Annotated in this window: 10 protein-coding genes and 1 pseudogene; 8 read left to right on the top strand and 3 right to left on the bottom strand. The window is 69.1% G+C overall.

The genetic code is table 11. The features are described from left to right. Positions 1–47 precede the first annotated feature (47 nt). The 8 genes from GTY96_RS17775 (at position 48) to GTY96_RS17740 (ending at position 21,403) form a co-directional block, all read left to right on the top strand. Positions 48–3,839: an AMP-binding protein gene (locus tag GTY96_RS17775; RefSeq protein ID WP_161665328.1), complete on the top strand. Its 3,792-nt coding sequence runs from the start codon at positions 48–50 to the stop codon at positions 3,837–3,839. Positions 3,840–3,900: 61 nt separating this feature from the next. Further along, entirely contained in the window at positions 3,901–4,731 is an 831-nt protein-coding gene (locus tag GTY96_RS17770) for a fatty acid desaturase family protein (RefSeq protein ID WP_161665327.1), read from the top strand. A 61-nt stretch (positions 4,732–4,792) separates the two neighbouring features. After that, the gene (locus GTY96_RS17765) at positions 4,793–5,635 is read left to right on the top strand and encodes a hypothetical protein (protein WP_143901697.1); all 843 of its coding nucleotides are present in this window, start codon (positions 4,793–4,795) and stop codon (positions 5,633–5,635) included. Between the two features lie 74 nt (positions 5,636–5,709). Next, positions 5,710–8,550, top strand: coding sequence for a type I polyketide synthase (locus tag GTY96_RS17760; RefSeq protein ID WP_161665326.1), 2,841 nt, complete (start codon positions 5,710–5,712; stop codon positions 8,548–8,550). 33 nt (positions 8,551–8,583) lie between these two features. Beyond that, complete coding sequence (locus GTY96_RS17755; protein WP_161665325.1) at positions 8,584–11,868, top strand: aminotransferase class III-fold pyridoxal phosphate-dependent enzyme; 3,285 nt, start codon at positions 8,584–8,586, stop codon at positions 11,866–11,868. Next, positions 11,865–12,281 (top strand): acyl carrier protein, encoded by a 417-nt coding sequence (locus tag GTY96_RS17750; RefSeq protein WP_161665324.1) that lies wholly within the window; start codon positions 11,865–11,867, stop codon positions 12,279–12,281. The genes GTY96_RS17755 and GTY96_RS17750 overlap by 4 nt, the downstream gene beginning before the upstream one ends. Before the next feature lie 96 nt (positions 12,282–12,377). Next, on the top strand, positions 12,378–13,958 hold the full coding sequence (locus GTY96_RS17745) for a long-chain-fatty-acid--CoA ligase (RefSeq protein WP_161665323.1): 1,581 nt from the start codon (positions 12,378–12,380) through the stop codon (positions 13,956–13,958). Positions 13,959–13,993: 35 nt separating this feature from the next. Continuing rightward, the gene (locus GTY96_RS17740; RefSeq protein WP_161665322.1) at positions 13,994–21,403 is read left to right on the top strand and encodes a type I polyketide synthase; all 7,410 of its coding nucleotides are present in this window, start codon (positions 13,994–13,996) and stop codon (positions 21,401–21,403) included. A gap of 18 nt (positions 21,404–21,421) precedes the next feature. Here the strand turns inward: GTY96_RS17740 and GTY96_RS17735 are convergent. From GTY96_RS17735 to GTY96_RS38780, 3 genes and pseudogenes are all read right to left on the bottom strand, one after another. Next, positions 21,422–21,589, bottom strand: a pseudogene (locus tag GTY96_RS17735) (IS1182-like element ISStau7 family transposase); the annotation flags it as partial. A 382-nt stretch (positions 21,590–21,971) separates the two neighbouring features. Continuing rightward, a complete protein-coding gene (locus tag GTY96_RS17730; RefSeq protein WP_328700921.1) occupies positions 21,972–24,269 on the bottom strand; it encodes an FG-GAP-like repeat-containing protein in 2,298 nt (765 codons plus the stop codon). Between the two features lie 840 nt (positions 24,270–25,109). Then, entirely contained in the window at positions 25,110–25,277 is a 168-nt protein-coding gene (locus GTY96_RS38780) for a DUF7716 domain-containing protein (RefSeq protein WP_456318757.1), read from the bottom strand. Positions 25,278–25,280 lie beyond the last annotated feature (3 nt).

Genomic DNA, 25,280 nt, shown 5'->3' with positions numbered 1-25,280 from the left:
TCTTGGGGTGCGGCGGCAACACCGCCCCACATGGAGTCATGACGCACGTGCAGCCAGAACAGCGGGTCATCGAGAATCCAACCGGGGCAGGCCGCGAGCTGGTCATGACCGACCGCGCCGACGCGCTCCACCTCTCCCCCACCCTCGTCCATACACTGCGGCACTGGGCGCAGGTGCAACCGGGGAAGAACGCATACACGTTCCTGAGCGGTCGCGAGTCGCCCGAGCAGCTCATCTCCTATCATGAGCTGGCGCGGACCGTGTTCGGCCTCGCGGCGCACTTCCGCCGCGAGGGGCTCCGCGGTGAGCGGGTCCTCCTGGTGATGAGGTCGGGGCTCGAATACATCGTGGGCTTCCTGGCGTGCACCGCCGCCGGGGCCATCGCCGTGCCGCTCTATCCCCCGGCGAGCGACAAGGACGGCGTGAAGCTCCGCGCCGTGGTCCGAGACTGCCAGCCCAAGGCGATGCTCGTGCAGCGCGCCATTGAAGCCAGCCATGGCGCGCAGCTCGCCGGGTTCCCAGGCTGCCGCTCGCTGGTGATGGAGGAGCTGATCGCCGCGCACGGCGACGCGGACCCCATGCCCCTTGAGCTCACCCCGCCCCTCCCTGACGACCTGGCGTTCCTCCAGTACACGTCGGGGTCCACGGGCGATCCCAAGGGCGTGATGGTCACCCACCGGAGCATCGTCCACAACAACCGCATGGTCGCCGCGGCGATGGGGAACACCCGCGACAGCGTCATCGTCACGTGGCTGCCGCTGTTCCACGACATGGGGTTGATCGGGATGATCCTCCAGTCGCTCTCGCTGGGGGCGCGCGCGGTGCTGATGGCGCCGAAGTCGTTCGTGCGCGACCCGGCCCTGTGGCTGCAGGCCGTGTCCAAGTACCGGGGCACCTGCGCCGGGGGCCCGAACTTCGCGTACGACCTCTGCATCGAGAAGGTGGACGACGCGGTCATCGACACGCTGGACCTGTCGTCGTGGCGGTCCGCGTTCAACGGCGCGGAGCCCATCAAGGCGAACACGCTGGAGCGCTTCCACCGCCGGTTCGAGCGCGCCGGCTTCCGCCGCGAGATGTTCTTCCCATGCTACGGCCTCGCGGAGGCCACGCTGTTCGTCGCGGGCGGTCCCCGCGGCGAGCCGCCGACGACGTTCGACGTCCAGCGCGACGCGGTCCACCGGGGCACCGTGGTGCCAGCCGGCGAGGACGCCGGGGATGCGGCGCGCATCCACACGCTCGTCGGCATGGCCATCGACGGGCGCGAGCAGGTGGTGAAGATCGTCGACCCGGGCAGCTGGACGGTGCAGCCCGACCTGCGCGTGGGCGAGGTCTGGCTCCAGAGCGACAGCGTGACGCGCGGCTACTGGAACCGGGCCAAGGCGACCGCGGACGCCTTCCACGCCTACACCACCGACACGGGCGAGGGGCCGTTCCTGCGGACCGGCGACCTGGGCTTCGTCCGCGACGGCCGCCTGTTCATCACCGGCCGCATCAAGGAGCTCATCATCGTCAACGGCTTCAACCACTATCCCCAGGACATCGAGGAGACGGTGCAGGCGCTGTCGGACGACTTCCGGGTCCACTGCGGCGCCGCGTTCAGCTTCGACGACGAGCGGCTCGGCATCGTCCAGGGCGTGGCCCGCGGCAAGGACGTGACGGCGCGCTTCGACGAGCTCATCGCGAGGATCCGCCGTGAGGTCCTGAAGGTGCATGGCGTGGCGCCGGCGTACATCGCGCTGGTCAACCCGGGCAATGTCCCCAAGACGAGCAGCGGGAAGATCCAGCGTGGCGAGGTGCGGCGGTCATTCCTCGACAAGCAGCTGGAGGTCCTTCACGCCTGGGAGGCCGAGCACCCTCGCGAGACACCGGCACCGGCCCCCGTCCGCCCGGTCCCCGCCCCCACGAGCGCCCCCCGGGCGGTCTTCGAGCAGAAGCTCGCGTGGATCCGCGAGTACTGCGCGACGCGGCTCAACTCGTACCTCATCGACGAGCGGCGCACGCTGCCGCCGTACGTCATCCTCGACTTCGGCAACCAGGGGCTCTTCGGGATGCTGGTGCCCGAGTCCTACGGGGGCCTCGGGTTCTCCACCCGCGAGTTCCTGAAGGTCATGGAGCTGCTTGGCAGCAAGGATATGACCCTGGCGCTGTTCGTGGGCCTCAACAACGTGCTGGGTGTCCGGCCGGTCCTGCGCTTTGGCAGCGAACGGCTCAAGGAGCAGTTCCTGCCGTCGCTGGCGCGTGGCCGGGAGCTGGCAGCGTTCGCCCTGACGGAGCTGGGCGCCGGTTCGAATCCCCAGGCCATCGAAGCGACCGCGCACGCGACGGGTGCCGGGTACCGGGTGAGCGGCACGAAGATCTGGAGCGGCTCCGCGGCGTGGTCCGGGCTGATGAACGTGTTCGCGAAGAACGTCGACGCGAACGGACACCCGGCGGGCATCACCGCGTTCGCGATCCCCCAGACGAGCCCTGGCGTGCGACAGGGCCCCGAGGCGCTCACCATGGGCCTGCGGGGGATGATCCAGAACACGGTCTTCTTCGAGGACGTCGCGGTCGAACCCTGGCAGGTCCTGGGAGAGCTGGGACAAGGCATGAGCGTGGCGCAGGACACCCTGTGCTACGGGCGGCTGGCGATCGCGTCCCTGTGTCTGGGCGCCACCCGGCTCTGTGTCCAGCTGATGCTCCAGTACGCCGGCGGCCGGCGCGTCTCGACCGGCAACCTCCTGCACAACCCCTACACCCGGTCGGTGCTGAGCGAGGCGATGCATCAGATCGCCGGCATCGAGGCGTTGATCGACGGGGCCGCGGCGCGCATCGACGCCGGACAGGCGGTGGCTCCGGAAGTCCTCGCGGTGTGCAAGTCGGTGTCCACCGAGATGCTGTGGACCACCGTCGACCGCACGATGCAGCTCGCGGGGGGACGGGGCTACATCGAGTCCAACTTCATCCCGCAGCTGTTCCGGGACGCGCGCATCTTCCGCATCTTCGAGGGCCCGACGGAGACGCTCAACCACTTCGTCGGCACGTCGGTGCTGCGAGGCCGGCCGGTCCTGCGCGCCTACCTGCGCGAGTGGCTGGACGAGGACACGGTCAGGACCCACTACGACGCGGTCCTCCACCCGCTCCTGGCGGCGCTGCCGGGCGAGCGCGACGCGTCCCAGGAGGACTGGCTGGGGCAGCTCATGGGTGAATACGTCAATCACCTGGTGCTGTACGCCGCGGCGGCCGGACGGGGCACTGACGCGGCGACGCAGCGCTGGCTGCTCGAACGGCTCCAGGCGGCCCACGTCCGGCTCGACAGCGCGGCGCGCGCCTTCCCCGCGCTCGCCAGCGTCGACGCGCTCCGGGCCCTCGGGGACGCGGTGGACCGTGAGTTCGGACGCCGCGAGAACCTCACGGCGATGCCAAACACGTCGCTCGATGCGCTCTTCACGGCGCTCCCGGGTGACACGCGGAAGCCGGCTCCCGCGGAACCCGCGCGGCGCGCCTTCACGCCGCCGCCGGATGCCCCAGCGACGCCGCTCATCGAGACTCCGCGCCCGCCCACGATGGACGTGGTGGCCCGGCCGGGCCCGGTGAGCCGGCCCGAGGTCGAAGCGTTCATCCGCCAGTGGATCTCCGGCCGGTGCTCGCAGCCGGTCGCGTCCCTCGGCGCCGACGTCGAGTTCGCCATGCTCGGCTTGGGCTCGGTGGACTCCATCGACCTGGGCGCCGCGTTGTCCGAGGAATACGCGCTGACGGTCGATCCTTCCGTGCTCTTCAGTTACCCGAACATCCGGGAGCTCGCCGGCTTCCTCCTGGGCAAGCTGAACAAGAGAACCGGCTCGCCGGTGGCCGAGTAGTCCAGCCGCAACTCCACGCGGCGGGGCTCCGCCGTCTGTGATTCATCTCACGAGGCATGCCATGCGGAAGAAGCTGATCCCCTACCCGGCCGACGCCTGGGCGGTCCTCCTCATCGTCGCGACCTTCGCCGGCCAGCTGGCCCTGTATCTTTTTGTCAATGATGTCAGGTGGTTGGCGGCTGGCGCGTTCGCGTTGGTGCCGTTCTGCCTTTCGGTCGTCGCCTACAATCACAATCACATGCATGTGCGGACGTTCGCGAACCAGCCGCTCAACCGGCTCCTCGAACTGCTCATCTTCCTGGAGACCGGGTCGTCACCCTTCAGCGGGACGCTCAACCACATCGTGGGCCACCATGCCAGCTACGACCAGCCGGAACTGGACACGCTCAACTGGCGGCGGCGAGACGGGTCGACGATGGGGCGCCACGAGTTCGCGATCCGGTGTCTGCTCTGGCATTACCCCTCGTGCTTCGTGCTGGGCCGGAAGAACCCCCGCCTCATGACGGAGTTCCTGGTCTACCTGGCGCTCGGAGGGGCCTGCCTCGCCGCGCTGCTGGTCTACCGCCCTGTTCCGGCGCTCATCGTGTTCGTGGCCCCCATGGTGTTGATGCTCTACGCGCTGAAGTGGTCCGCGTATGCCCATCACAGCGACCTGCCGTATGGCGATGACTACACGGCGTCACGGACGCACACCGGCCAGTTCTACAACTGGTTCACCTGGAACGCGGGCTACCACGCCGCGCACCACTTCAAGCAGGCGCTGCACTGGACGCTGCTGCCCGAGTACCACCAGGGGACCCTGGCCTCGAAGATCCCCGCCGAGTTGCAAGGGCCGGGCTGGGGCGAAGACCTGAAGCGGCGAAAGCTGGCACCCGCGGCCCAGCGTGGCTGACGCGGCGTCCGGCGCTCGAAACCCGAAACGAAGACAGACCTTCCAGTACCCGGAGACCGACATGAGCTTTCCCATCGAGAACCCCAGGGATGTTTCCCGTCGCATCGTGCGTGAGTCCGTCGACGCGGAGCTCTGGAGCAAGAACGAAGCCTTCACGCAGCAGCTCGACCGCACCATCAAGGCGTCGCGCCTGTTCAACCATCCGGTCATCGCATCGTTCGCCCAGAAGGAGTTCACGCTCAAGTCGATGGGCATCGTGCACTCGGAGGTGCGGTACGCCTTCGCGGAGCACTTTGGTGACGCGCTCATCCGCCTGATGGAGACCACCAGCTCGCTCGAGCGCAGGCTCGGGGCCAAGCCCAAGATGGCGGCGCGCTTCCTCATCATGCTCAACGTCCTGGAGGAGGTCGGTTACAAGCCGACGCCGCGTGGCAAGAGCGGCTTCTGCGGGCACCCGGGCTTCTCTCACTACTGGCAGCTCGTCGACACCCTGACGGCGGTGGGGCATCCGGAGGAGACCTGGGCCGCGTACACGCCGTCACCCGAAGCGGTGGCGGTGCGCAAGTCGCTCCTGGACAGCTTCGGCGATCATCTCCGCCTCGCGGTGGTGCTCGCCGGCATCGAGACCGCGTTCATCCCCTATTACGGCCCGTGGGCGGACAACACCCTCGCCGTCTGCCCGACGGACATCTCGGATGGCTACCACAGCATCCACGTCGAGGCGGATGACGGGACCGTCGTCGACCACGACCACTCCGAGGACAGCTGGTTCATCGTCCGCCAGGCCCTGACCCCGGACCGCTACGCGGAGATCGAGGCCTTCCTCAACGACGTGGTGGAGGAGTGGGCGCGCTTCGTCGACATGCTGGCGGCGAAGGACCGCGACGTGAAGCGCGCGGCCTGACGCGCGGGTGGGCCCACGCCGGACTCCGGCGAGGGCCCGCACCTGGGACCTGGGGGCGGCACATGGGGCAGCGCATGGAATCAGCCGAACAGAGCAAGGTCGCCGTCGTCGGGGCCGCGGGGCGGTTCCCTGGCGCCGCGAGCCTGGAGGACTACTGGCGGCTCCTCGTGGACGGGCGCGTGGCCGCGGCGGAGCCGGACGCCTCGCGAGGCGACCTGTGGAAGGCGGCGCATGACCCGGTCCTGGGCCGGAAGATCACGACCCTCCGCGCGGGCTATCTCGCGGACGTCGCGGGCTTCGACGCCGAGTACTTCAGCGTGTCGCCCCGCGAGGCCAGCAAGCTCGACCCCCAGCAGCGCCTGCTGCTGGAGGTGACGCACGACGCGCTGGAGGACGGAGGCATCACCCGCGCGGAGCTGCGGCGCTCGAACGTCGGCGTGTTCATCGGGGTGGGCAGCTCCGACTACATGAGCCTCGACTCCGGCCAGAAGCAGCACGTGGACGGGTACTTCGGCATCGGCAACTCGCACAACCTCCTGGCCGGGCGCATCTCCTACTTCCTCAACCTCAAGGGCCCCAGCCTGGCCATCGACACGGCGTGCTCATCGTCGCTCACCGCGCTTCACTTCGCGATGCAGTCGCTGCGCGGAGGGGAGATCGACATGGCGATCGTCGGCGGGGTCAACGTCATCCTCTCGCCCGACCTGCCGCTGGCGTTCTCGCAGGCGAAGATGCTCTCCCCCAGCGGGCGCTGCAAGACGTTCAGCGCCGATGCCGACGGCTACGGGCGCGCCGAAGGCGTCGCGGTCGTCATCCTGCGCCGGGTGGACGGCGATGCGCCGGCGCGGCCCCCCGTGCGGTGCTTCATCGCATCGACGGCGATCAACCAGGACGGCCGCAGCAACGGGATCGCCGCCCCCAACGGCGCCAGCCAGATCCGGGTGATCCGCGCCGCCCTGGAGCGCGCGCGCCTGTCGCCGGCGGACATCGCCTACGTGGAGGCCCACGGGACCGGGACGCCGCTGGGCGACGCCATCGAGCTCAACGCACTCCAGGAGGTCTTCGGCGGGACACCCGGGGCGCCGTGCTTCGTTGGCTCGGCGAAGGCGAGCATCGGCCACGCCGAGGCGGCCGCGGGCCTCTGTGGGCTGCTGAAGGGGATGCTGATCTTGGAGCACGGGGTGATCCCGCCGCACCCGGTCCAGCGCCCCCATGCGCCCTTCTTCCTGGCGGAGGACTGCGCGCTGCGGATCGCCGAGCAAGCCCAGCCGGTGCCGGGACACCTGCGCCACGTCGGCATCAGCTCGTTCGGCTTCGGGGGCTCCAACGCCCACGTGGTGCTGGAGCGCCACCTGTCCCCGGGGCGCGTGGCCGGGGAGACCGGGCGCCCGGTGTTGTTCCCGCTGTCGAGTCACTTCGCCGCCGGTCTGGCCGAGGACGCGGACGCGCTCGCGGCCCACCTGGGCACGTCGGAGGGCGCGCTGGAACCGATCGCGGACACACTGATGTTCGCGCGGGAGCATCTGACGCATCGCCGGGTCTGCGTCGCGCGGACGCGCGCCGAGGCGATCAAGGCCCTTCGCGAGGAGCGCGCCAGCACCACGCCGCTCCTGGTCGCCCCGGGTGAAAAGCCCAAGGTGGCCTTCATGTTCACCGGCCAGGGCTGTCAGTTCTTCGGCATGGGCCGTGAGCTCTATGAAGCCTCTGGGCCGTTCCGGGCCGCGTTCGACCGCTGCGACGCGCTGATCCTCCAGCACGCGGGGCTATCGGTGGCGCGGCTCGTGTACGGGCCTGCCGAAGGCGGTGACGAGCGTCTGACCGGCGATACGCACGCCGCGCAGCTGTCGCTCTTCGCCTTCGAGTACGCACTCGCGAGCCTGTGGACCGCGCTGGGAGTCACCCCGGCGTTCGCCATCGGGCACAGCGTCGGCGAGCTCGTGGCGCACACCGTCTCAGGGTCCTTGACCCTCGGCGATGGCGTGGCGCTGGTCCACGAACGCGGGCGACTGATGCAGTCGGTTTCGCACGACGGAGCGATGGTCGCGGTGTCCATGGACCTGGCGGCGCTGACAGCGCTTCTCCACGAACAGGGGGATCCGCTCCACGTGGCCGCCGTCAACGGCAGGCAGCGCGTCGTTCTCAGCGGTGAGCGCCGGGCGGTCGAACGCCTCTGCCAGCGACTGGAACGGGAGCAGGTTCGCTACCGCATGCTGAGGACGCGGCACGCCTTCCATTCCCCCACCTTCGACGACGCCGCGGCCCGGCTCACGGAACACTCCCGGAGCTTCGCCATCAGCGCCGGAGCATTCCCGGTGGTCGGCAACGTCGACGGTGCGGTGGTGCCATCGAGCGCACTCGGCGGGGAGTACTGGGGACGGCACATCGCCCTGCCCGTGCAGTTCTCCAAGGGCATCGAGACGCTGACCGGGCTGGGCGCGCAGGTGTTCCTCGAGCTCGGTCCCGACCGGGTGCTGTCGCAGCTCGTCGCCGCGGACCACGGTGCGCGAGTGCGCGCAATGAGCAGCGCCGTGCGTGACCGGGATGGCCAGGAGTCACTGCTCCGCGCGGTCGGGGCGATGTATGAGCTGGGGTTCGACCTGGACTTCGCGCCCTTGGGCCACGCCGCGCCTCCCGGCAGGGTTTCGCTCCCAGCTCGCCGCCTCGCGCGCAAGCGGTACTGGACCGCGAGCAGCACCGAGGCCGACGCGCCGGTGCCGGGCACGGAAGGCACGCCGGAGATACGTGTCCCGCGTGGCCCCCCCACGAGCGTGGCCCTCGCCGAGCGCCCTCCGCGCGAGCGGACCGTGATTCCCGACGCGGTGGAGCACGAGGAGCCCGGTGCCGCCGTGCACGCCCTCATCGAACGACAGATCCACGTCATGCGTCAGCAGCTCGCGCTGCTGGACGACCAATAGCCCTCCCTTCGTGGAGCCCAGGTGGGAACTGACATGAGCATCGAGACGTCAAGCAACGACGCGGTGTCCCGGATCACGGATTCGGTCCTCCGTGAGGTCGCGTACTGCCTCAAGCAGGCGCCAGGGAACATCGACCCCCATCTGCCATTCGCCGACATGGGGGCCGACTCGCTGATCCTCCTGGAGGTACTCCAGGAGATCAACGCGCGCTTCCACGTGTCTCTCACCGTCCTGGAGATCTACGAACGGGTCAACACGATCGCCAAGGTCGCGCGCCACATCCACGAGCAAGGCGCATCCGTGGAGCCCCAGGTCGCCACGGAGCCAGAGGTGGCGGCCCTCCCCGAGCTCAGCGTGGCGAACCTGACGCCGCGAGGTGACGGCGGCCGCCAGGGCCTCGAGGACATCGTCAGGCAGCAGCTGGACCTGATGGCGCGGCAGCTGAGCCTGTTCGGCAAGCGTCCGGCAGGCACGGCGGCGAACGAGCGCACGCCGGAGCGGAGCGCGCCCGCGACGCTCCAGCGCGCAAACCCGGCGGAGTCCGCCGCTCCAGCCCCTGTGCGCGCCGCGCCCGCGGCCAGCCCGGGCAAGCCCGAAGCGGATCGCTTCAGCGCGTTCTCGGTGAAGTTGGGCAAGGACGAGCGTGAGGACGACGCGGAGAAGGTCGCGCACATCCAGCAGCTGACGGCGAGCGTGACGACCAAGGCACCGGAGTCGAAGCGGCTCGCCCAGCGCTACCGCCAGGTCCTCGCCGACAACCGCGTCTCCGCTGGCTTTCGTCCCCTCCTGAAGGAGATGGTCTTTCCGATCTCCGCGGAGAAGGCGCAGGGCGCGCACGTCACCGACGTGGATGGCAATTCGTACCTCGACTTCACGATGGGCTTCGGAGCGCACTTCTTCGGCCACTCGCCCGACTTCGTGACGAACGCGGTCAAGGCGCAGCTCGAACGCGGCATGCCCATCGGGCCGCAGTCGCCGCTGGCCGGCCGGGTCGCCGAGCTGATCTGCGAGCTGACGGGCCACGCCCGCGTGACGTTCTGCAACACCGGCACGGAAGCGACGATGACCGCGGTCCGGCTCGCCCGGGCGAAGACCGGACGGGACAAGGTGGTCATCTTCCGGAACTCCTACCACGGCACCTTCGACGCGTTCCTCGCGCGAGGCAGCGCGTCCAGCGACGAGAGCCGGCCGGCCAGCCTGGGGACGCCGGGCTCGCTGGTCAAGGACACCGTGGTGCTCGACTACTGCGAGCAGAGCGCGCTCGACTACATCGAACGCCACGCGAAGGAGATCGCCGCGGTGCTGGCGGAGCCGGTGCAGAGCCGCGCGCCCAGCATGCAGCCCGCGGCGTTCCTGCGGCAGCTGCGGCGGCTGACCCAGGAGCGCGACATCGCGCTCATCTTCGACGAGGTGATCGCCGGCTTCCGCTGTGCCCGGGGCGGCGCGCAGCAGCTGTTCGGCGTCCGCGCGGACATGTGCACCTACGGCAAGGTCCTGGGTGGAGGAATGCCCATTGGAGTCGTCGCGGGCAGCGCCGCGTACATGGACGTGCTGGACGGCGGATTCTGGCAGTACGGCGACGCGAGCTTCCCCGGCACGCCCACCATCTTCTTCGCCGGGACGTTCACCAAGCACCCGCTGGCCATGGCGGCCTCGCTCGCGGTGCTCGAACACATCCAGGGACTGGACGACCAGCTCTACCGTTCGATGAACGAGCGAACGGAGCGGCTCAGTGCCCAGCTCAACGCCGCGTTCGAGGAGGAGGGAGCGGACGTCACGGTCGAGCACTTCTCGTCGCTCTTCCGCTTCTCCACCAAGGGGAACCTCGACGTCTTCTATTACCGCCTCCTGGAAGCGGGCTATTTCATCTGGGAAGGCCGCAACTGCTTCCTGTCGACCGCGCACACCGACGCGGAGCTGAGCCGCTTCGTCCAGTCCGTGCGGAAGATCGCCCGCGAGCTCGTCGCGCACCGCCTCCTCCCGCTGCGTGACGCGAGCAAGGCCGAGCGGCCCCTCGCCGACGCACAACGGCGCTTCCATGAGCTTGTGCGAAGCGGGCCCGACGGGTCGGTGGCCTGCAACCTCTGCTACGGCCTGCGCTTCGATGAGGCGGTGGACATCGACCGGCTGTCGGCGGCGATTGTCTCGGTCCTGAGCGGGCAAGAGGCGCTGTGGTCCCGCTTCGACCTCGAACGGAAGACGCAGAAGCTGCTCCCCACTTCGGAGCGGCGGGTCCACATCGAGCGCGCTGAACTGGCTGAGCGCTCGAGCGACCCCGGACTCATCGATCGTCTGATGGCGGACCAGCAGAAGGCACCGCTCGCGCCCGACGCGGGGGCGAACGTTCGCGTCAACATCACCCGGTTCGCGGATGGCGCCACGCTCGTCGGACTCTGCGTGCACCACCTGGTGTGCGACGGCTGGGCGCTGGTCTCGGTGTTCGAGCGAATCGCGGCGCTCTACAGCGAGAGCCCAGGCACGAGCACGGCCCACGTGCCCTACACGCGGTGGAGCGAACACGAAGCGAACTATCGCCAGGGCGAACAGTACGCGAGCGACAAGCGCTACTGGCAGGGCGCCCTCGACGCCATCGCGGGCTACCAGCGCGGCCATGCCTTTGGTGCGCTCCGGCACCGCGGCGCCGTCGGTGGCCGGCCGGGGGGGCGTGCGCGCTTGAGCATCGGGGAGGAGGTCACCGCCCTGTTCAAGGAGCAGGCCCGGGCGGACGGCGTGACGCCGTTCACCGCGCTGCTGGCGGGCTTCCAGGTGTTCCTCAACCGGGCCTACCGGACCCGCCTGCCCATCCTCGGGATTCCCTTCGCCAACCGCACGACGCGAGACCTCAAGCAGGTGGTCGGGACCTGCGTCAACCTGTTGCCGCTGCTCCCGGTCCATGGCCAGGACGCGACGTTCGACACCATCCTGGCGCGCGCACGCCACGACATGGCGGAGCTGTTCAAGCACGCGATGTTCCCCTACCAGGAGATGTGCGAGCAGTACCGCGCGGTGACCTCGGAGGCCCAAGGGGCGCCAGTCGAGGTGACGTTCAACGTGGAGCCGGTCAGCCAACTGCCACGCTTTGGCAGCCATCAACCCGCGCTGGTGGCGGCGGTGAATGACCGGATCGAGTTCGACCTCTGCTGCAACGTCTTCGTGCTGCCGACGGACATCACGATCGAGCTCGACTACGACACCGGCCTGTTCGCCGAGGATGCCGTGTACGGCCTGCTCAACCTGTACTCGAAGATCGTGGAGAACTACGCGAAGCGCGCCGACGCGGCGCGCAGGTCGAACATGCCCGCCCGGGGGGCCGCATGAACTCGCTCCTGGGACTGCGCGACCGTCTCACCGCCGCGCCCCCGTCCGCGCGAGCGACCCTGCTCGTGGAGTCCATCCTGCGGACCCTCGGCGACGAGCTGGGCGTCGACGAGCGTGAGCTCCATCCACGGTCGCGCTTCGAGAACCTGGGCGTCGACTCGAAGCGGGCGCTGGAGTTCAAGGAGCTGCTCGAAGAGGAGCTGGGCTGTGCGCTCCGCACGACGCTCCTGTTCGACTACCCCAGCCCGGAGAGCCTGGCCGCGTACGTCGTGAGCGTCGCGTTCGGGGAGGCAGCGAGGTCCCCCTCCGGCGGCGAGGAAGATTCCGGAGCGAGCCAGGACGCAGCAGCGTCCGAGCAGCAGGAGTCCATCGAGGAGCAGCTTCGAAAGAAGTTGGAGAAGTACGAGGTCTGAGTCGCCCGGCCCCCCGCGGCGCACGCTGACGTGACAGGTCCCAGTCAGGCCTGTCGCGTCAGCGGAGCGCCCACGTCCCCAAGAGAGCGAGCCATCATGCTGGAGCATTACGACGCCGTCGCGACGCTGGCCGACATCCCGGGCCTCCATGCGCGTGCGATCCCTGAACACACCGCGCTCATCGCGGAGGGGCGCCGCGTCTCCTACGCCGCCCTGGAGGAGCGCAGCAACCGCGTCGCGAACGCGCTCATCGCGGAGGGGCTCCCGCGTCAGGCGCGCGTCGCGGTGCTGGGGACGGACAGCGAGAGCGCATACGAACTGCTCTTCGGCTGCGCGAAGGCCGGGATGGTGATGCTCAGCATCAACTGGCGGCTGGAGGCGAGCGAGCTCGCCTACATCGTCCAGGACTCCGAGTCGGAGCTGTTGTTCATCACGCCGGAGCTGACGGCGATGGTCGAGGCCTTCCTGCCATCCTGCCCCCGGCTGAGGCGCGTCATCGTGCTCGATGACGCCTCCGAGCGTTACCCGGTGTACCCGGCGTGGCGCGATGCGCGACCAGGACGGCACGAGGCGATCCCCGTCGACAAGGACCAGGCGGTCGTGCAGGTCTACACCAGCGGCACCAGTGGAAGACCCAAGGGCGTGGTGCTGTCCCATGGCTGCTTCCTCGATGTCATCCGCGAGGTCGTGCGCTCGGGTGACGAGCTGATCCACTGGAAGGACGGCGACATCACCCTGCTCGCGCTGCCCACGTTCCATGTCGGGGGGCTGTGGTTCGGGGTCCATGGGCTGGTCAACGGCGCGACGAACGTGATCATGAAGGTGTTCACGGGCGCCTCCGCGCTCGAGCTCATCGAGAAGCACGCCATCACCAAGGTCGCCTTCGTCCCGGCGATGATCCGCTTCATGCTGTCGGAGCCCGGCAGCCGGACCGCGAACCTGTCATCGGTCGACCAGCTCGTCTATGGCGGCTCGCCCATGCCCAGGCCGCTCCTGGAGCGAGCACAGGGGCTCTTCAAGTGCCGCTTCACGCAGAACTACGGCCTGTCCGAGACCACCAACATGGCGGTGTTCCTGCCCTCGGCGGAGCACCTGGATCCGACCAACCCGCGGCTCAAGTCGGCGGGCAGGCCGCTGCGGGGCGTGTCGGTGAAGATCCTCGGGCCGGACGGCGGCGCCCTCCCGCCCGGACAGGTCGGGGAGATCGCGTTCAAGACCGCGGGACACATGCTGGAGTACTGGAAGCTCCCCGAGGAGACCCGCAGGACGCTCGTGGACGGATGGCTTCACACCGGCGACGCCGGGTACGTGGACGAGGATGGCTTCGTCTACGTCACCGACCGGATCAAGGACCTGATCATCTCCGCGGGAGAGAACATCTATCCGGCGGAGCTCGAGCGCGTCCTCGTCCAGCACGAGGAGCTCGCGGACGTGGCGGTGATTGGAATCCCCGACGAACGCTGGGGTGAGCTGCCCATCGCGATCGTGGTGCGTCGCCCCGGATCGACGGTGAGCAAGGCCGACATCATGGCGTTCGCGCGCAAGCACCTCGCGAGCTTCAAGATGCTGCGGACGGTGGAGTTCGTCGACGCACTGCCGAGGAACCCGAGCGGCAAGGTGTTGAAGCGCGTCCTGCGCGAGCCGTACTGGGCAGGCCGAGAGAAGCGCGTCAACTGACCCACCCCTCCCAGACACGCAGGAGTCATCACGTCATGTCGCAGACCGTCCGGGATTCAGAGAAGGTCCTCCGCATCATCGAGCGGTTGGAGAACGAGGTCGCGGTCCTGCGCAAGACCCAGGACGAGCCGATCGCCATCGTGGGGATGAGCTGCCGGTTTCCAGGCGCGGAGGGCCCGGATGCCTACTGGACCCTGCTCCACCGTGGCGAGCCGAGCATCACGGAGGTGCCTCGGGAGCGTTGGAACATCGACGCGCTGTACGACCCGGACCCGGATGCGCCGGGAAAGATGTCGACGCGCTACGGCGGCTTCCTGGAGCACATCGACCGGTTCGATGCCCCGTTCTTCGGCATCTCACCGCGCGAAGCGGCGCTGATGGACCCGCAGCAGCGCCTGCTGCTGGAGCTGTCCTGGGAGGCGCTCGAGAACGCAGGGCTGTCGCCGGATGCGCTGTACGGCACGCCGGGCGGCGTGTTCGTCGGCGTGTGCACGTCGGACTACTGCCGGATGGCGCTCCAGCGCGTCGAGAACGTGACGGCCTACCTGGGGACGGGCAATGCCACGAGCGTCGCCGCAGGGAGGCTCGCGTACACCTTCGGCTTCAACGGGCCGTGCGTGTCCTTCGAAACGGCGTGCTCGTCCGCGCTGGTCGCGGTGCACTACGCGGCCGAGAGCCTGCGCAAGGGGGAGTGCCAGGTCGCGCTCGCGGCCAGCGTGAACGTCATCCTCGCGCCGGAGATCACCGCGGCCTTCTCCAAGGCGCGGATGATGGCGCCTGACGGCCGCTGCAAGACCTTCGACGAGCTGGCCAACGGCTATGTGCGCTCCGAGGGAGTCGCGGCCCTCGTGCTCAAGACGTTGTCGGCTGCCCGGGCGGATGGGGACCGCGTCCTCGCGGTGATCCGCGGCTCCGCCCTCAACCAGGATGGCGCGAGCTCTGGGCTCACGGTCCCCAACGGCCCGATGCAGGAGGCGCTTGTACGCCGAGCGCTCGCGCGGGCCGGCGTGAAGCCGGGGGACGTCGACTACGTCGAGACCCATGGGACCGGCACCGCGCTGGGAGACCCCATCGAAGTGGGCGCGCTGGCACAGGTCTTCGGTCCGGACAGGCCCCAGGACCGGCCGCTCCTCCTGGGTTCGGCGAAGACCCTCGTCGGGCACCTGGAGATCGCCGCCGGGATGGCGGGGCTCTTCAAGGTGATCCTCTCGCTCCAGCAGGAGACCCTCCCCGGCTACCCGACGTTGGGGGAGCTGAGCAGCCGCATTCCGTGGAAGGACCTCCCGCTGTCCGTCCCGCGCCAGCCGCTCCCATGGCCCCGAGGCAAGCGACCGCGCATCGCCGGGGTCAGCGCCTTCGGCTTCAGTGGCACCAACGCGCACGTCGTCCTCGAAGAACCGCCGCCCCCCGCCCCCGTCGCGGTGGAGACACCACCGGCGCACCTGCTGTGCCTGTCAGCGCGGACGCCAGACGCACTCGCCGAGATGGCCGGGCGCCATGCGCATTGGTTGGAGCAGCACCCCGAGGCATCTCTCGACGCGGTGACGTGGACGGCGAACACGGGTCGTGCACGGTTCTCGCACCGCCTCGCGGTGGTGGCGGACGCGCCGTCAGCGCTGCGCGACAAGCTCGCGGCGTTCGCGCGGACGCGGAAGGTGTCAGGGAAGGACGTGCAGCAGGGCGTGGCCACGGCGATGGAGGGACGGCTTGCGTTCCTCTTCACCGGTCAGGGCTCGCAGTTCGCGGGCATGGGCAAGGAGCTGTACGACCTGCACCCGGCCTTTCGCGAAACCCTCATGCGTTGTGAGGAAGTCCTCGCGGCGCACCTCGACCTTCCGCTCCGCGAGGTCCTGTGGGGCGAGCACACGGGGTTGCTGAACCAGACGAAGTACACGCAGCCGGCGCTGTTCGCGCTCGAAGTGGCGCTCGCGCGCCTCTGGCAGTCGTGGGGCGTGCGTCCGTCGTTCGTCATGGGCCATAGCGTGGGTGAGCTCGCCGCGGCGTGCGTGGCGGACCTGTTCGACCTGGAGGACGGCCTGAAGCTCATCGCCGCGCGGGGCCGGCTGATGCAGGCGCTGCCCGAGGGCGGGGCGATGGCGGTCATCCTCGCCGGGCGGGACACGGTGGCGCCGGTCGTCGCGGCCCGGAGCGAACAGCTCTCCATCGCGGCCCTCAACGCGCCGGACCAGACGGTGATCTCCGGAGCGAGGGACGCGGTCCTCGCGGCATGCGAGCAACTGGGACACCAGGGCATCCGCAACCGTGGGCTGCTCGATGTCTCGCATGCCTTCCACTCGGCGCTGATGCGGCCGATGCTCGAGGAGCTGCGCGCGGTCGCGGAGACGGTGACGTTCCGTCGCCCGACGCTCGACATCATCTCGAACGTGACGGGCACGGTCGCGGGCGCGGAGCTGGGCACCCCGGGGTACTGGGTGGAGCACGTGCTCGCGCCCGTCGACTTCATGGCCGGGGTGCGGGCCCTGGAGGCGAACCGGGTGGCCGCGCTGCTCGAGGTGGGACCGAGCGCGACGCTGGTAGGACTGGCGACCGCCTGTGTCGAACCGGGCCGCTTCGTCACGGCAGCGAGCCTGAGGGCGAAGACGGCAGCGTGGCAGCAGATGCTGGAGGCCGCCGCGAAGCTGTTCTCGCACGGACTGCCCGTGGACCTCCGCAAGGCAGGGCGGTGCGCTCGAACGCCGCCCCCCAGGCTGGCACTGCCGACCTACCCGTTCCAGCGTCAGCGCTACTGGATCCACCGCGCCGACGGCACGGCGGCGGTGGCCCGGTCCGGCGAGAGTCACCCACTCTTGGGGCGGAAGCTGCGGAGCGCCGCGCTGCCTTCTGGGGATCTCCTGTTCGAGAGCGCGCTGTCCGCGAGCAGCCCCGCGTACCTCCGGCATCACCGCGTCTACGAGAAGGTCGTCGTCCCGGCCGCAGGCTACGTGGAGATGGCCCTGGCTGGCCTCTGGAAGGAGGATTCGCGGGCGGGCCTCTCCCTGCGCAACGTGGCGGTGCAGACGGCCCTGGTGCTCCCACCCGATGCCGAGACCGTGGTGCAGACGCACCTGGCTGACATGGGAGAACACCGGTATCGCTTCAAGATCCTGAGCGCCGCTTCCGAGGACGCGGCAACGTGGCGAACCCACGTGACCGGTGAAGTCGAGGTGGCACCGGCTCGCGGACCGGCACCTGCCACGGTCGATGCGGCCGGGGTGCATCAGCGGTTCGATGGCGCGGGCGAGCGGCTCGACACAGAGGCGTTCTACGCGCGCTACGCCGCGCTCGGCTTGGGCTACAGCGGTGAGTTCCGAGCGGTCGTGGACCTCCGTCGACTCGCGGGAGACGGCACGCAGCCGCCAGAAGTCCTCGCGAGGATCCAGCCTCCGGGTGTGTCCCGCGACGATGCGGCGGCCCATGCGCTCCACCCCGCGGTCCTGGACGGCTGTTTCCAGGCAGTCGGTGCGATGGTCGCGGAGCCGGCCGACGTGGTCTGCCTCCCCGTCGGTATCGACGCGCTGCACCTCTTGCGCGCGGTGCCCGAGACCGTGTGGGCCCATGCCATCCTCCGGCGCGCGCCCTCGCCGGGGGATCCACGCGTCATCGCCGACATCCACCTGCTGGATGACGCGGGGAACGCGGTGTGCGCGGTGGAAGGGTTGCAGGCGATGCGGGTCGACCGTCGCGCACTCACGTACGCGACGGCCACGTGGAAGGAAAAGCTCTATTCGCTGACGTGGGCGCATCAGGGCCTTCCGGAGTCCGAGCCCTCGGACCGTACGGCCGCGCCCCGGAGGCGCTGGCTTCTCCTCGGGGACCGAGGCGGGGCCGGAGCCCGGTTGCGGGCACGGCTCGAAGCGAGTGGCGAACCCTGCACGCTGGTGAGCGAAGGCGATATTGCTCCGCTCGACAAGGCAGCCTGGTCGCGAGTGCTGGCGGACCATGCCGCGGCGAGCCCCCTGCCCCTCGCGGGCATCGTGCATCTCTGGGCGCTGGACGACGCCCTGGAAGGCACGCCCAGCGAGGTGGCGGAGGGAAGCGGGTCCGAGCACGAACGGGCGCTCGCGCGCTCATGCGGGAGCGTGCTGGCGCTCGTCCAGGCGTTGATGGACGTTCCAGGCCAGCGCCTCCCTCGCCTGTATCTCGTCACGCGTGGCGCGCAGCCTGTCACCGAGGGCGAGCGGGTGAGCGCGACGCAAGCGGCGCTGTGGGGACTCGGGCGCACGATCTCGCTGGAGCATCCGTCGCTCGGTTGCACCTGCGTGGATGTCGACGGCGGCGATCTGGCTCCCGTGGCAGCTGAACTCCTCCAGTCGGACGCCGAACACCAGATCGCGGTCCGCGCCGGCAAGCGACATGTGGCGCGATGGACGCATGCCGCTGCGCAGGCCCGAGGGCAGCTCGCGATCCCGGGTGAGAGCTACCGGTTGCGCGCCTCTGCCTATGGCGCGCTGGACCGGTTGACGCTGGTCGCGACGGAGCGCCGAGAGCCAGCGGCCGGCGAGCTCGAACTCGAGGTGTGTGCTTCGGCGATCAATTTCAAGGACGTGCTGTACTGCCTGGGGATGCTCGAGGACTTCAGCCGCAAGGCTGGCATCCTGAGAGCCGTTGATCAGCCGCTCGGGTTCGAGTGCGCGGGCCGCGTCGTGCGCGTGGGCGCTGGCGTCACGGGGTTCTCCGTCGGAGACCGTGTCTTCACGATGGCGCCGTCGGCCCTCGCGAGCCACGTCACGATTGACCGCCGGCTCGTGCACCGGATGCCGGGAAACCTGTCGTTCGCGCAGGCAGCCTCGATTCCCGCCGCGTTCATGACCGCCATCTACAGCCTGGAGAAGCTCGCTCGGCTGCGTCCTGGCGAGAGCGTGCTGATCCACGCCTGCGCGGGGGGAGTCGGGCAGGCGGCGGTCCAGATCGCGCGGGCGCGCGGCGCGACGGTGTTCGGGACCGCGAGTCCGTCGAAGTGGGAGCACGTCAAGAAGCACGGCGTCACCCACGTGATGAACTCGCGAACCCTGGACTTCGCGGAGGAGGTCCTTCGGCTCACCGGGGGACGCGGGGTGGACGTCGTCCTGAACAGCCTGACCGGTGAGTACATCTCCCGGAGCGCCGATGTGCTGGCCCAGGGTGGCCGGTTCATCGAGATCGGCAAGATTGGCATCTGGAGCGCGGCCGAGATGGCGGCGCACCGGCCCGACGTGGAGTACTTCTCCTTCGACCTGGGAGAGGTCGACGGCAACGCCGAGCTCCAGGTGGACCTGCTCGCCGACGCGGTCCGGGGACTCGAGGATGGCCGCCTCGCGCCACTCCCCGTCAAGACGTTCCCCCTCCGTCAGGCCGAAGCGGGATTCCGTCACCTCGCGCAGGCCAAGAACATCGGCAAGGTGGTGCTGACGCTGCCCGCGGGTGAACAGACGACGGGCCCGGTGCGTGCCGACAGGACCTATTGGATCACGGGAGGACTCGGGGCGCTCGGGCTGCACATCGCGCGGAGTCTGGTCGCGAGCGGCGCACGGCAGCTGGTGCTCTCGGGTCGTTCCGAGCCTGGCGACGGAGCGCGAGAGGCCGTCGAGTCGCTGCGCGCGGCGGGGGCGGAGGTCCTCATTGAGCGTGTGGACGTCGCCGACGCCGGACAGGTTGAAGCGGTCGTGCAGCGCATCGCACGGGAACTCCGGCCGCTCGGAGGCATCGTGCACGCGGCGGGCGTGCTCGATGACGGGGTGCTCGTCAAACAGACCTGGCAGCGCTTCGCGCGAGTGCTGGCGCCCAAGGTCGACGGTGCGTGGAACCTGCACAGGGCGACCCGCTCGTTGGAGCTGGACTTCTTCGTCCTCTTCTCGTCGATCGCGGCGGTGATGGGCGCCCCGGGCCAGGGAAACTACGCCACGGCCAACGCGTTCATGGACGGGCTCGCCGCGTCGCGCAGGAGTCAGGGCCTTCCGGCGACGAGCATCCAGTGGGGGCCCTGGGCGGCGGGAGGCATGGCGGAGACGGCGCGAGCCGCCAACCGTGCGCGCTTTGAATCCCTGGGCCTGGGGCGCATGTCGGCCAGCGACAACGTGGAGGTGTTCGAGCACCTGTTGCACGGCGCACCCGCGACGGTGGCGGTGGCCGACATGGATTGGACGAAGTTCCTGAAGACGGTCTCGAGTCCAGGGCACAGCCGGCTCTACTCCGTGCTGGGTCAGGGGGCGGCGAGGTCTGAACCGCCGCAAGCCGGTGCGCTGCTTGCACGGTTGACGGGACAGCCAGAGGACCAGCGTGAGACCACCCTCATCGAGTTCCTGCGTCGACAGGTGGCGAGCGTCGTGGGGCTCGCGGCATCGGATGCGGTCGAGGTCACACAGCCGCTGCTGGAGTTGGGCTTCGATTCGCTGATGGCGGTCGAGCTGAAGAACCGCGTTGAATCGAGTCTCGGCTGCACGCTCAGCCCGGCGCTGCTGTTCGATCACCCGACGCTGATGCAACTGGGGCACCATCTGCTGGTGGACGTCCTGAAGCTGGGGGCGGGAGCCAATCCCCCGACTTTCACGAGCGCGCCTGTCGAGGAAGAAGCACAGGACGCGGCGGTCCCGCTCGCGACGCTCCGCGAGTCGTTCATCGCGTCGAGCGACCACGCGAGGCTGAGTGTCTGCGAATGGGGGCCCGCGGACGCTCCGCTCGTGCTCTGCGTGCACGGCATCCTCGATCAGGCCGCGAGCTGGGATGAGCTGGCGGTCGGGTTGGCCAAGCGCGGCTACCGCGTGGTGGCGTTGGACCTCCGCGGTCACGGTCGGTCCGGGCATGCTCCCGCGAACATCGCGCTGACCGTCGTGGACTTCCTGCTGGACCTCACCCGGGTCGCGGGCCACGTGGCGGGAGCAGCGAAGCGCCCATTCAGCCTCGTCGGGCATTCGATGGGTGGGGCCGTGGCCACGCTGTTCGCGTCGGCGTATCCCGAGCAGGTGGAGCGGCTGATCCTGGTGGAGCCCGTCATCCCGCACCTGCGGGAGCAGCAAGGCGCGCTTGAGCTGCTGAAGAACGACCTGCGCTACCTGACGGAGCCCCCAGCGCATGCGCCCTACCCCGACCTGACGACCGCGGCGAGGATGCTCACCCTGAGCCACGGAGGCCTGAGCACGAACCGGTCGCTCAAGCTCGCGCAGCGGCTCACCGAGCCATGCGAGGGCGGCCTGCGCTGGTCGTGGGATGCCCGGCTGCGAAACCCACTGGGCGTCGACCTCGGCTTCTCACGCGAGCACTACCTCACGCTGCTCGGAGCCCTCTCCGTGCCGTCGACGCGGATCTACGGGACGACCAGCCAGTTCGCCGGGACACCGGTACTCATCGCCCCTGACCTCCACGCGCCACGTTCGCACAGCGTCAGCATCCCCGGAGGGCACAACCTGCACACCGACAACGCGGCAGGGTTGCTGGATGCGGTGCTGGCCCGACTCGCAGCGGAGTCCTAGAGAACCGAACAGGTCAGGTCACGCCGCGAGCTGATAGCGCGCGGCGACCTCGAGGTTTTGGACGACCGCGAGTCGCCTGAGGTCAAAGAGGTTGCGGCGCGTGCCTCGGTAACGGGCCTTCGGGCCCTGGCGGGTGGCGAGAGGTGCCAGGCGATGCTCGACGCCGACGCGTTCGCGGAGCTGTGCGGCAAGGGCGCATCGGCCTGCTGACACACCTCCTCGACGTCGGTGCCGAGCGCGAGCCATGCCCCCGGCCACCTTGCGGCCTGCGTGGCCGAGAAGGTTGAGGATGTCCTCACCCCCGCGCCCAACCTCGCTCCTGCGCTGCTGGAAGCTCGGCACGCCGGCTGAAGCCTCTCACGCGACAGCTACCTTGACGCTCACCGCACGTTGAGCCAGGCACGCCGCGTGGTCCCGCACCCGTGTGGAATAGGGCCTCCGTGGAGGTGAGGGCGGGTCAGGCGCCTGCGCGTCTTTCGGTGCGCCGCGCGAGAGACACGCGGCGCACCGATTCTCCTACCGAGACCGCGCTGAAATCAGGGCACACCGCCCCATCGCGAACAGCGACCTAGAGTCCGTTGGGGACCACGGTCACGGTGCCGGAGCCCCTGTTGGTCAGGATGAGGTCGGCGTACCCATCCGCGTCCATGTCCGCGGTGGCAATGGCGTTGAGGCCAGGCGAGGCGCCGGTCTCGACGACAGTGCCCGAGGTGAAGCCTCCGTTTCCGTTGCCGGTCATCGGGCGGACGCCGCCCGAGGCCGCTGTAACGAGGATGTAGGCGTCGAGCTTGCCATCGCCGTTGAAGTCATCGGCCACGACGCCCAGCGCCGAGTTGGTGGCCGTACTGGCCGCGGCGGTGGACTGAACGCCGCTCGCGAAGGTGCCGTTGCCGTTCCCCTTGAAGAAGAAGAGATACCGGCCGGCCGCGCCGTTCGAGAGGATGTCGAGCATGCCGTCGCCGTTGGCGTCGCCGAAGGCGATGCCCGCCGTCTGGCCGTTGACGGCGTTGCTGTAGGAGACGGGGGCGGCGAACGAGCCATCGCCCTGGTTGATGAGGACCGACAGGCGTGCGCTGGCGGGGCTCGTCACCACGATATCGGAGAAGCCATCGCTGTTCAGGTCACGGCAGGCGATGGTCGACTGCGCGCCGCCGGTGTTCGGGATGCCGATGAACGTCGGCGCGCCGAAGCTGCCCGCGCCGCTGCCGAACAGCACGCTCACCTGGTTCTGGGTCACGCTCGTCGTGGCGATGTCAGCCACCCCGTCGTGATTGAAGTCCCCGGTGCAGAGGTGGACGGAGCCCGGGGTGCCAGTGGTGAAGCTCGTCGGCGCACCGAAGGTCCCCGGCGCGCTCGGGCCCAGGTTCTTGTAGACGCTGATGCTTCCGTTGATGAGGGGCAGGTTGGTCTGGCCGTTGACGGTGACGGCGTCGAGCCACCCGTCGCCGTCCACGTCCACGGCCACGACCGCGTTGCTGGAGAGCGAGGCGCTCCCGTAGTTGACCTCCGACTGGACGCTGGCGTCGCCATTCCCCAGGAAAACGGAGAGCGAGCCAGAGGGAGTCTCGGTCGACGCGGATTCGGCGTTGGCCACCAGGATGTCGAGCTTGCCGTCGCCATTCACATCGGCGACCGCCGGGGCCAGCGGACCGTGGTTCGCGGGGGAGCTGACCGGCGTGCCGGGGACCTGGCCGGGAGGGGGAGCCTGGCAGGTGGCGTTCGAGCAGATCTGGCCCGTCGAGCACACGATGCCGCAGGCGCCGCAACTCTCGGCGTCGCTCTGGAGGTTCACCTCGCAGCCGTCGGACGAGTTCCCGTTGCAGTCCGCGAGGGTGCCGGAGCAGGACTGGCAATTGGTCCCCTCGTAGGTGGGCGCGCACTTGCAGGTGTAGCTCCCCACGCCGTCGATGCAGGTGCCACCGTTCAGGCAGGGGTTTGCGGCACAATCGTCGATGTTGGTGCAGGTCACGCCGTCGCCCTCGTACCCCGCATTGCAGGCGCAGGTGAAGGAGCCCCCGATGTTGGTGCAGGTGGCGTTTTCGTCGCAGTTGTCGGTACCGGCGGCGCACTCGTCGATGTCTGTACAGGTCACGCCGTCGCCCGCGTACCCCGCCTTGCAAGCGCAGGTGAAGGAGCCCCCGATGTTGGTGCAGGTGGCGTTTTCGTCGCAGTTGTCGGTACCGGCGGCGCACTCGTCGATGTCCGTACAGGTCACGCCGTCGCCCGCGTACCCCGCCTTGCAAGCGCAGGTGAAGGAGCCTCCGATGTTGGTGCAGGTGGCGTTTTCGTCGCAGTTGTCGGTACCGGCGGCGCACTCGTCGATGTCTGTACACACTGTCGGCTGTCCCGTGCAGGTGTAGCCCGGCTCCACCTGGCAGACACTGTTACAGCCGTCTCCCGAGAGTTGATTGCCGTCGTCACAGGTTTCGGCTCCACCAATCACCCCGTCACCACAGAAGGGCCGGATGGACGTCTCCACCGCGTCCACCTGATAGACCCCGAGCAACGCGCCCCGCAGGCGCACGTAGCGATAGGGGTAATTCCCGAGGTACCTCGCCACCGCGACATGGGCCCCCAGGCCCATGTGCAGCAGGCCGGAGCCGACGTGGGTCCCATCCGCTTTCAGGAAGTCCACCTGGGCCACCAGGACCACCGACAGGCCATGGTAATAGACGCGCAGGTCGCCGGTGCCCTCCTCGCCCTGCCCCAGGTCCAGCACCAGCGCCGAGGTGAGCAGGCCCGGTATTGTCGCACTCTGCCCGTCCGGTGCGCCCAGCGCCCTTTCCGGGTGGAGCACCGTCGGCGTGGTGCCCGGCGCCACCGCGTCCGCATACAAGTCCCACGGCGGCGCGAGTTCCTGGCTCACCTGCGTCAACGCCTCATCGCTTCCAGGCTCTGCCCCTTCGTCGAGGGGCTCCACACTGCAAGCGCCCAATGACAAGGCCAGTGTCACGCCCAGCCCCCACGACCACATCACACCTTGACGGCTTCGCATCGAGTGTCTCCCCCCAAGAGCAGGATGGAACCCGGAATGGACCATCTCCCCCATGGAATGAAAGACGCTATTTCTTCCTCGCTCCCGTGCGGCCAGCAACATGCGAATGACCAGCGTCCTCTGGCGACCAGCCAGAAAGCACTTGGGGACCATAGACACAGAGTCAATGACTGAAGTCGCCCCGGTTCCGCAGAGCGTTCTGCGCTTTCGCCCTCAAGCGGCAGCGCGGTGCTTCTTCTCGTAACCAGCTCACGCCGTCCCACCAGGTTCTCGCGAACTCACGCCGGAGTTCTTTCCCGAGAGGAGAGCCGCTCCCAGCGTGTCTCTGTATACGAAGCTGTCCGGTGCCAATACCTGGCGGGGAACGCCCTACTGCGAATCATTCGCACGCTGGGACTGGCGCGAGGAACGGTGCGCAAATAAGCCGCCGCCGAAGCCTTCCCTGAGCGCGCGGCGGGAGCGCCCGGACCGAGCATCCTCGCCCCGTATCTGAAGGACTTGTCGCAGCGACAAGCTGCGGGGTGTGAGAACGCCTGTGAGCGCTGGCGGGAGATGCGCCTTCGACCTGCTGCGTCGTCGAGTGCTGCTCACCGTCTGAACCCTGGATCCACACGAAGTGCGGGAGCGCCACGAAACCGGGGCAGCTTCACTTCGCGCCAATCACTCGCCACGCACACGGCGCTCGAAGTCGATAAATGCATCATGTTTCAACTAGAAGTTGACCGCTTCCACGAGTTCAGTCGCCGAGACGTCAGCCCGCTGTCGCCTCGCATTCGAGACGATTCCCAGCACGTCGGCGACGGAGAGCACATGCCGCAGTCCATGTTTGCGAGCCAAGTCGGGTAGTTCGTCAGAACATACGTCCCGCTCAAGGACCATTGT

It is taken from the genome of Corallococcus silvisoli (assembly GCF_009909145.1).
GTDB classification, from domain to species: Bacteria; Myxococcota; Myxococcia; order Myxococcales; family Myxococcaceae; genus Corallococcus; species Corallococcus silvisoli.
Note: the sequence above shows the minus strand (reverse complement) of the source record. Positions and strands in the feature narration are given on the sequence as shown.

Coding starts and splice junctions, on each gene's coding strand:
- GTY96_RS17770 (WP_161665327.1), top strand. CDS start 3,901: ATGCGGAAGAAGCTGATCCCCTACCCGGCCGACGCCTGGGCGGTCCTC.
- GTY96_RS17765 (WP_143901697.1), top strand. CDS start 4,793: ATGAGCTTTCCCATCGAGAACCCCAGGGATGTTTCCCGTCGCATCGTG.
- GTY96_RS17760 (WP_161665326.1), top strand. CDS start 5,710: ATGGAATCAGCCGAACAGAGCAAGGTCGCCGTCGTCGGGGCCGCGGGG.
- GTY96_RS17755 (WP_161665325.1), top strand. CDS start 8,584: ATGAGCATCGAGACGTCAAGCAACGACGCGGTGTCCCGGATCACGGAT.
- GTY96_RS17750 (WP_161665324.1), top strand. CDS start 11,865: ATGAACTCGCTCCTGGGACTGCGCGACCGTCTCACCGCCGCGCCCCCG.
- GTY96_RS17745 (WP_161665323.1), top strand. CDS start 12,378: ATGCTGGAGCATTACGACGCCGTCGCGACGCTGGCCGACATCCCGGGC.
- GTY96_RS17740 (WP_161665322.1), top strand. CDS start 13,994: ATGTCGCAGACCGTCCGGGATTCAGAGAAGGTCCTCCGCATCATCGAG.
- GTY96_RS38780 (WP_456318757.1), bottom strand. CDS start 25,277: ATGGTCCTTGAGCGGGACGTATGTTCTGACGAACTACCCGACTTGGCT.